Below are 7,761 nucleotides of genomic sequence, written 5' to 3' on the forward strand. Positions count from 1 at the left end.
AGCGAAAAGCGTGACGGTGAAGGGGAATGTGGGGCGTTGAGATCCTCCCCGGGACGGGGAGGGGGACCAGCCGCAGGCTGGTGGAGGGGGGCTTCCGCGTAGCAGCGGTGGCGTCCGCGGAGAGCCCCCTCCACCACCGGCCCGCGGCCGGCGGTCCCCCTCCCCGTGCCGGGGAGGATCGGGAATGCCCTCACGCCGCCGCGCGGGTCTCCCCCGGCCGGACGGCGGCCTGCGCCACCGCGCGCTCCAGCGCCGCGAGGGTGAAGGGTTTGCGCAGCACCGGGCGGCCGGCGAGATCGACCGCCTCGTCGGCGCCGCCGGCGAAGCCGGTGACGAACAGCACGGGCACGCGCGGGTGCGTCGCGGCCAGCTTGGCGACCATCTCGGGGCCGGTCAGCGTCGGCATCAGCACGTCGGACAGGATCAGGTCGACCCGCTCCATGGCGGCGAGCAGCGCGGCGGCGCGGGTGGGGTCGTCGCAGGCGCGCGGGTGGTGGCCGAGCTCGCTCAGCGCCTCCATCGTCGCGGGCAGGACGCGCGGGTCGTCCTCCACCACCAGGATATGCAGCCCGGTGGCGTCGCGCCCCGGCCCCGCCGCCACCGCGGCCACCGGCACCGCCGGTGCGGCGCGGGGCGGCAGCACCGCCGCGGCGGGCAGCGCGCGCTCGCGCGGCAGCAGCAGCGTCACCGTGGTGCCGAGCCCCACCACCGAGTCGACCGACACGTCGCCGCCCAGCCCGCGCGCGAAGGAGAACACCTGGCTCAGCCCCAGGCCGGTGCCCTTGCCGATCGGCTTGGTCGTGAAGAACGGCTCGAACACGCGCTCCACCAGCTCGGGCGTCATGCCGCAGCCGGTGTCGCTCACCGCCAGCGCGACATAGTCCGCGCCCGCGACGGTGCGGCGCAGCGCGCGCACGGTGAGCGTGCCGCGCCCCTCCATCGCGTCGCGCGCGTTGACCGCGAGGTTGACCAGCGAGTTCTCGAGCTGGACCCGGTCGGCGCGCGTGCACCAGCCGTCGCTCTCGTCGCCGAACCGCACGGTGACGCCGTCGCCCAGGGTGCGCCCGATCAGGTCGGCGAGCCCCTCGAACAGTGGCGCGGCGGCGATCGTCTCGGGGTTGATCGCGGTCTCGCGCGCGAAGGCGAGCAGTTGCTGGGTCAGCGCGGCGGCGCGCTGCGCGCCGTCGTGCGCGCTCGCCAGGTGGCGCGCGGCGGTCGTCGGGTCGATCGTCACGGCGCGCTGCGCCAGCTCGATCCCGCCCAGCACCACCGCGAGCATATTGTTGAAGTCGTGCGCGATGCCCCCGGTCAGCTGGCCGACCGCCTCCATCTTCTGGATCTGCCGCAGCCGCGCCTCCTGCACGCGCAGCTCCTCGGTCGCCTGCGCCACCGCGCTGGCCAGTTCCTCGGCGCGATCGCGCTGCAGGTCGGCCTCGGCGCGTGCCACCGCATGCTCCGAGAGCGCCGACACCACCGCCCAGCCGAGCCAGATCACGCCGACCACCAGCAGCAGCCCGAAGGCGGCGAGCACCTTGGCGATGATGCTCGATCGCCGCACCGAGGCCTGGGCGTGGCTGGTGCGCGCCTCGAGCAGCACGCGCTCCTGCGCCACCAGCGAGTCGAGCCCCGCGTTGATGCGCGTGAGCGAGTCGGCCTTGCTGCTGTGGTAGAAGCGCGCCAGGGCCTGGTTGTTCTTGCGGTAATTGGTGTTGAGCGCGGTCAGCGCGAGCTCGTCGCCGCGCTCGCGGAAGGCGTCGCGGACCTCGGCGAGGTGGCGTGCCTGCACCATGTTGTCGCGGGTCAGCTTCTCGAGCCGGTCGATCGTCTCGTCCGCGCGGCGCCAGTCCTCGAAATAGAGCCGGCCGAGCTGCTGGTCGCCCGAGATCACGTAGCGCCCCAGCGACGCCTCGGAGCGCGCGATCGTGCCCTGCAGCGTGCGCACCAGGATCATCACGTCGTAGCTGTGGCGCTGCGCCGCCAGCGCGTCGTCGCGGCGGTGGTTGGCCTCGCGCAGCGTCAGCAGCAGCGCGGCGAGCACCGCGACGCCCAGCAGGCCCATCACCCACAGGGCGATCGTCCCCCAGGTGGAGGTCGGGCCCCCGCGCTCGGCGTCCTCGTCGGTCACCGCCGGCGATTTACCGCCGTTTACCTTACCAAAGGTTAAAGCGCCCCCGCTGAGGCCCCCGTGATCGCGCCGACCTGCTGACCCGCCGCGGCGAACATCGCGATCACGCGATCGATCTGGTCGGCGCTATGCTCGGCGCAGATCGAGCAGCGCAGCAGGAAGGTGCCCGTCGGGGTGGCGGGCGGGCGCGCGACGTTGACGTACAGCCCGGCCTCGAGCAGCCCCTGCCACATCGCCACCGCCTGCTCCTGGTCCTCCAGGATCACCGCGACGATCGCCGAGTCGGGCGCGTCGGTGCCGAGCCGGAAGCCCAGCGCCTTGAGCCCGCCGTGCAGCCGGCGCGCATTGTCCCACAGCCGCGCGCGCTTCTCCTGCGCGTGCATCAGCTTGCGGATCGAGGTGGCGGCGGTGGCGACGACCGAGGGGGGCAGCGAGGCGGTGAAGATATAGGGGCGGCAGGAGAGGCGCAGCGCCTCGAACTTGGGATGGTTCGAGATGCAGAAGCCGCCGACCGTGCCGACCGACTTGGAGAAGGTGCCGATCACGACATCGACGTCGCGGCCGAGCTCCAGCCCCAGCTCCTCGTACACGCCGCGGCCGTGCGCGCCGAAGAAGCCCATCGAGTGCGCCTCGTCGACCAGCACCATGCAGCCGTGCTTGCGCGCCACCGCGACCATCTCGCGCAGCGGCGCGATGTCGCCCAGCATCGAGTAGACGCCCTCAAGCACCACCAGCTTGCCCGGCGCGGCGGGCAGGCGGCCGAGGCGCTTGTCGAGGTCCTCGACCGAATTGTGGCGGAAGCGGACGATCTCGGCGTCGCCCATTTTGCAGCCGTCGTAGATCGAGGCGTGGCTGTCGGCGTCGAGGATGACATATTCGCCGCGGCCCGCGATCGTCGAGATCACGCCGAGATTGGCCTGGTAGCCGGTCGAGAAGACCATCGCGTGCTCGGCGCCGTAGAACTCGCGCAGCGCCGCCTCGGCCTCGACATGGTCGCGGAAGGTGCCGTTGAGCATGCGGCTGCCGTTGGTGCCGCTGCCGAACTGATCGAGCGCGCGCTTGCCCGCCGCGATCACGTCGGGGTCGAAGGTCATGCCCATGTAATTGTAGGTGCCGAGCAGGATCGTCTCCTGCCCGCGGATCACCGCGGTGGTGGGCGAGCGGACCTCCTCCATCACGATGCCGAAGGGATCGCGCACGCCCGAGGCCATCAGCCTGTCGCGCTCGGCGATCAGCGGGTCGAACTTGGCGAACAGGTCGTGCGCGGTCGGCGCGGGCGCGACGGTCTCGGGCAGCGCCTCGGGCTGGAGGCCGGTCTCGGTCATCGCGCTCAGCCCCGCAGCTTCTCGACCGCGTCGGCGAGCTGCCCGACGGTCTCGATCTCGGCCTGCATGTTCATCGTGATGATGATGTCGAACTCGTCCTCGATCGCGGCGACGAAGTCCATCACGGTGAGCGAGTCCCACTCCAAGTCGCCCTGGAAGGTGGTCGCCTCGGTGATCTCGATGCCCTTCTTGTTGAAGGGTTCGATCTGCGCGCGGAGCGTGTCGAGGATCGCGGTACGGTCGGTCATGGGCTCGGCTGTGGCCTTGAAATGCGGCGGATGTCGGGCCGCGCTATAGCAGGCCCTGGGCGCGATACCATCGCGCCGTGGCCGCCAGCCCCGCGGCCGCGCCGATCCGCGCGCGCCACAGCTCGGGCGGCGGCGCCTTGGCGGGATCCGCGGTCCAGTCGGGGTGGAGCATATAGGCGACTCGGTCGGCGGTGAGCTTGGCACCGCGCCCGCGGATCAGCGCGTCGCCGCGCGCGGCGAGGCGGAGCAGCGCGGCGGGGAGCGGCAGCGGCAGCGCGCGCCGTCCCACCGCCGCGCCGATGGCGCGCGCGAAGTCGGTGTAGCGCAGCGCGCCGTCGGGGCTGGCGGGCTCGTAGGTGGCGTGCGTGCCCGCGTTCCCCGCTGTGCCGGGCCGCGCGGCGAGCGTCAGCAGCAGCCGCGCGAGATCGTCGACGTGGATGATCGACAGCCGGCCGTCGGGCGGCAGCGGTACCACGCCGCGCCGCGCGGCGCGGAACAGGTCGCGCTGCTCCATGTCGCCGGGGCCGTAGACGCCGGGCGGGCGGACGATCGTCCAGTCGAGCCCGCTGTCGCGGACGACCGTCTCGGCGCCCGCCTTGGACCAGCCGTAGTGGGACAGGGCGGGCTCGCGCGCGGCGAGCGACGAGACGTGGACGAGGCGCGCCACGCCCGCCACCTTCGCCGCCCCGACTACGGCGCGCGTGCCGTCGACGTTGGCGGCGGCGAAGCCGGCGCGGTCGGGCGCGTTGACCGCGCCGGCGACGTGGACCACCGCGTCGGCGGTCGAGACCAGCGCCGAGAGCGCCGCGGCGTCGTCGAGCGCGCCGCGCACCCAGGTCACGCCGTCGCGCTCGGGCGGCGCCCGCCGCGCCAGCGCGCGCACCGCGTGGCCGGCCGCGAGCGCCTGTTCCAGCAGCGCGCCGCCGACGAAGCCGGTCGCCCCGGTCAGTGCCAGGATCACAGCAGCGCCATATGGTTGCGGTGGACCAGCGCGGCGCGCGGGGCATAGCCGAGCAGCGCCGCCTGCTCGTCGCTGCGCCGACCGAGCAGCCGCGCCGCCTCGGCCGAGTCATATTCGGCGAGCCCGCGCGCGATCGTGCCCGCAGGCCCCTCGATGGTGACGAGGTCGCCGCGCGCGAACGCCCCCTCGACCCGGGTGGCGCCGGCGGCGAGCAGGCTGCGTCCCTCGGTCAGCGCCCGCGCCGCCCCGGCGTCGACGTGGATCGCGCCGCGCGCGGTGAGGCCGCCCGCGAGCCACGCCTTGCGCGCGGGCGCGGCGCGCTCGGCGGCGAAAAGCGTGTGGCGCGCCGCGGCGGACAGCGGCGCGTCGGCGCGGCCCGAGGCGATCGCGAGCGCCGCGCCCGCGGCGTTGGCGATCCGCGCCGCCGCGATCTTCGAGACCATCCCGCCCGAGCCCATGCCCGAGGCCGAGCCGCGGTCGGCCATCGCCTCGATCGCGGCGTCGATCCGCTCGACCCGCGCGACGTGGCGCGCGCCGGGCAGCGCCGGGTTGCGGTCGTACAGCCCGTCGACGTCGGAGAGCAGCACCACGCCCTGCGCCGCCGCCGCCTGCGCCACGCGCGCGGCGAGCCGGTCGTTGTCGCCGAAGCGGATCTCCTCGGTGGCGACCGAGTCGTTCTCGTTGATCACGGGCACGACGCCGAGCTGGAGCAGCCGGTGGAGCGTCGCCGCGGCGTTGAGGTAGCGGCGCCGCTCCTCCAGGTCGCCGAGCGTGACGAGCATCTGCGCCGCGGTGAGCCCGCGCGCGCCGAGCACCTCGGCCCATACCCCGGCGAGCGCGATCTGCCCGGTCGCGGCGGCGGCCTGCGCGTCCTCCAGGCTCGCGCGGCCGCCCTTGGCGAGCCCGAGCCGGCGCGCGCCGAGCGCGATCGCGCCCGAGGAGACCACCGCGACCTGCTGCCCGGCGGCGACCCGCTCCGCGATGGCGGCGGCGATCGTCTCGAGCCAGGTCCGGCGCACCCCGCCGGCGTCGTCGACGAGCAGCGCCGAGCCGATCTTGACGATCAGGCGCGGGCAGGCGGCGGGCGGGAACAGCGACATGGCGCCGCGAGCGGTAGCGCGCGGGCGCGCCGGGCTCAATCGCGCGCGAAGATCTCGGCGTGGGGGAGAGTGAGGCTCAGGGCGGGCAGGGGAAGGTCGACGGGACTGTCGTGGGCGACGTCGCTCCACGCGCGCGGGCCGGTCCGCTGCAGGACGCGCAGGCGCTCGACCGCGATGTCGACGAACACGATCGTGTCGACGCTGGGGAGGGCTCTATATTCCTCCAGCTTGACGGTGAGGTCGGTCCGCGCGGTGCTGCCGGAGAGCACCTCGAACAGGATGCGCGGGTCGGTGAAGGCCTTGGACGAGTCGAGCGCGGGATCGTTCTTGCCGCAGAAAACCGCTACGTCCGGAAGACGCACGGAGAGGTCGTGCGTCCTCAGCGCCATATCGGATCCATGGGGTTTGCAGCCGCTGCCACGCAGGAGCAGTCGCAAGGTCGATATGATGTTGATGGCAACCTCGGAATGGCGCGCCGACCCGCCGGCCATCATCCGCACGACGCCGTTGTCGAGTTCCGCCTTGTCCTCCCCGAAGTCCATCTCGAGGAAGCGGTCGGCGGTCAGCAGCGGATAGTCCGGGGTGATCTGCGTGGCCATGACTCCCTTGTAGGCGGCGCCTCAATTTACCCCCGCAGCGGCGACCATTCCAGCGCTTCCTCCTCGCCGTCGTCGTCGACCGGCGACTCGCTCGTCGGGATCGCCTCGAGCAATCGGTCGAGCGCCCAGTCGACGCCGACGCCGCTCGCGCCCGAGAGCGGGATCACCTCGGCGCCGCTCGCCTCCTCCAGCTCGGCCGACAGCGCCGCGATCAGCTCGTCGTCGAGCATGTCGATCTTGTTGAGCGCCACCACCACCGGCTTGTCCTCGAGCCCGCCGCCATAGGCCGCCAGCTCGTCGCGCACGATGCGATAGCTCTCCGCCACGTCGTCGTCGCTGGCGTCGACGAGGTGGAGCAGCACGCGGCAGCGCTCGATATGGCCGAGGAAGCGGTCGCCGATCCCCGCACCCTCGGCGGCGCCCTCGATCAGCCCGGGGATGTCGGCGACGACGAACTCGCGCATCTTGTGGCGCACCACGCCGAGCTGCGGGCGAGTCGTGGTGAAGGCATAGGCGCCCACCTTGGCCTGCGCGTTGGTGACCTGGTTGATGAAGGTCGACTTGCCCGCGTTGGGCAGCCCGACCAGCCCGGCGTCGGCGAGCAGCTTGAGCCGCAGCCACACCCACGCCTCGTCGCTGGGCCAGCCGGTGCCGTGCTGGTGCGGCGCGCGGTTGGTCGAGGTCTTGTAGCTGGCGTTGCCGCGCCCGCCGTCGCCGCCGCGCAGGAAGACGACGCGCTCGCCGACCTTGGTGAGGTCGAGCAGCAGCGTGCGCTCCTCGTCGTCGGCGAGCACCTGGGTACCGACCGGCACCTTGATCACCAGGTCCTTGCCGCCGCCGCCGGTGCGGTTGCTGCCCGAGCCGCCGGTGCCGCGCGGGGCGCGGAAATGCTGGGTGTAGCGGAAGTCGATCAGCGTGTTCAGCCCGGCCACCGCCTCGAAGATGATGTCGCCGCCCTTGCCGCCGTCGCCGCCGTCGGGGCCGCCATATTCGATGAACTTCTCGCGCCGGAAGCTGACCGCGCCGGGGCCGCCCGCGCCCGAGCGAACGAAAATCTTTGCCTGATCGAGGAAATGCATGGCGCGCTCCGTACCGCGTCGCGGCGGTTAAAGCGACAGCGTCCTGGCAGCGTCGCGACGCCCGCGACGCGCTCGGGCCGAATTGTACCCCGCGTGCGCAGGCGCACGACGGGGTTCAAACTGAGGACGTCCTATCCTAGGAGCGGACCGCGGCGCGCAGGGGCGCCAGTGGAGCGAGCCTTGGTCGACAGCAGCTGGAACCGGGGCGGATCAGCGGGCGAGCAGCGCGACGCCGGCACGCGCGCCGAGGAGCGCGCGCGGTCGAGCGAGGCGCGCGCCGCCGGGCGCGCCGAGTCGACGGCGGCGCGGCTCGAGGCGCGCGCC

7 protein-coding genes are annotated in these 7,761 nt (G+C 73.3%); all 7 read right to left on the reverse strand.

Annotated features, from left to right (window positions below; translation table 11 throughout):
• Positions 1–190: 190 nt before the first annotated feature.
• The 7 genes from KZ813_RS15805 to obgE are packed head-to-tail and all read right to left on the reverse strand — an operon-like array spanning position 191 to position 7,437.
• Positions 191–2,125, reverse strand: coding sequence for an ATP-binding protein (locus KZ813_RS15805; RefSeq protein WP_308461914.1), 1,935 nt, complete (start codon positions 2,123–2,125; stop codon positions 191–193).
• A 35-nt stretch (positions 2,126–2,160) separates the two neighbouring features.
• Positions 2,161–3,450, reverse strand: a complete 1,290-nt coding sequence (gene spt / locus KZ813_RS15810; protein WP_219755939.1) for a serine palmitoyltransferase — start codon at positions 3,448–3,450, stop codon at positions 2,161–2,163.
• A gap of 5 nt (positions 3,451–3,455) precedes the next feature.
• The gene (locus KZ813_RS15815) at positions 3,456–3,698 is read right to left on the reverse strand and encodes an acyl carrier protein (RefSeq protein WP_183946111.1); all 243 of its coding nucleotides are present in this window, start codon (positions 3,696–3,698) and stop codon (positions 3,456–3,458) included.
• A gap of 43 nt (positions 3,699–3,741) precedes the next feature.
• A complete protein-coding gene (locus KZ813_RS15820) occupies positions 3,742–4,659 on the reverse strand; it encodes an SDR family oxidoreductase (RefSeq protein WP_219755940.1) in 918 nt (305 codons plus the stop codon).
• Positions 4,656–5,759: a glutamate 5-kinase gene (gene proB, locus KZ813_RS15825; protein WP_219755941.1), complete on the reverse strand. Its 1,104-nt coding sequence runs from the start codon at positions 5,757–5,759 to the stop codon at positions 4,656–4,658. Before proB ends, KZ813_RS15820 begins: the two co-directional genes overlap by 4 nt.
• A 35-nt stretch (positions 5,760–5,794) precedes the next feature.
• Entirely contained in the window at positions 5,795–6,358 is a 564-nt protein-coding gene (locus KZ813_RS15830) for a Uma2 family endonuclease (protein WP_219755942.1), read from the reverse strand.
• Positions 6,359–6,384: 26 nt separating this feature from the next.
• Complete coding sequence (gene obgE / locus KZ813_RS15835; RefSeq protein ID WP_219755943.1) at positions 6,385–7,437, reverse strand: GTPase ObgE; 1,053 nt, start codon at positions 7,435–7,437, stop codon at positions 6,385–6,387.
• Positions 7,438–7,761 lie beyond the last annotated feature (324 nt).

This window comes from Sphingomonas folli (assembly GCF_019429525.1).
GTDB classification, from domain to species: Bacteria; Pseudomonadota; Alphaproteobacteria; order Sphingomonadales; family Sphingomonadaceae; genus Sphingomonas; species Sphingomonas folii.

What these genes read in the sequence shown, in the direction of transcription:
- KZ813_RS15830 (WP_219755942.1), bottom strand. Translation starts at nt 6,358, where the DNA reads ATGGCCACGCAGATCACCCCGGACTATCCGCTGCTGACCGCCGACCGC.
- proB (WP_219755941.1), bottom strand. Translation starts at nt 5,759, where the DNA reads ATGTCGCTGTTCCCGCCCGCCGCCTGCCCGCGCCTGATCGTCAAGATC.
- spt (WP_219755939.1), bottom strand. Translation starts at nt 3,450, where the DNA reads ATGACCGAGACCGGCCTCCAGCCCGAGGCGCTGCCCGAGACCGTCGCG.
- KZ813_RS15815 (WP_183946111.1), bottom strand. Translation starts at nt 3,698, where the DNA reads ATGACCGACCGTACCGCGATCCTCGACACGCTCCGCGCGCAGATCGAA.
- obgE (WP_219755943.1), bottom strand. Translation starts at nt 7,437, where the DNA reads ATGCATTTCCTCGATCAGGCAAAGATTTTCGTTCGCTCGGGCGCGGGC.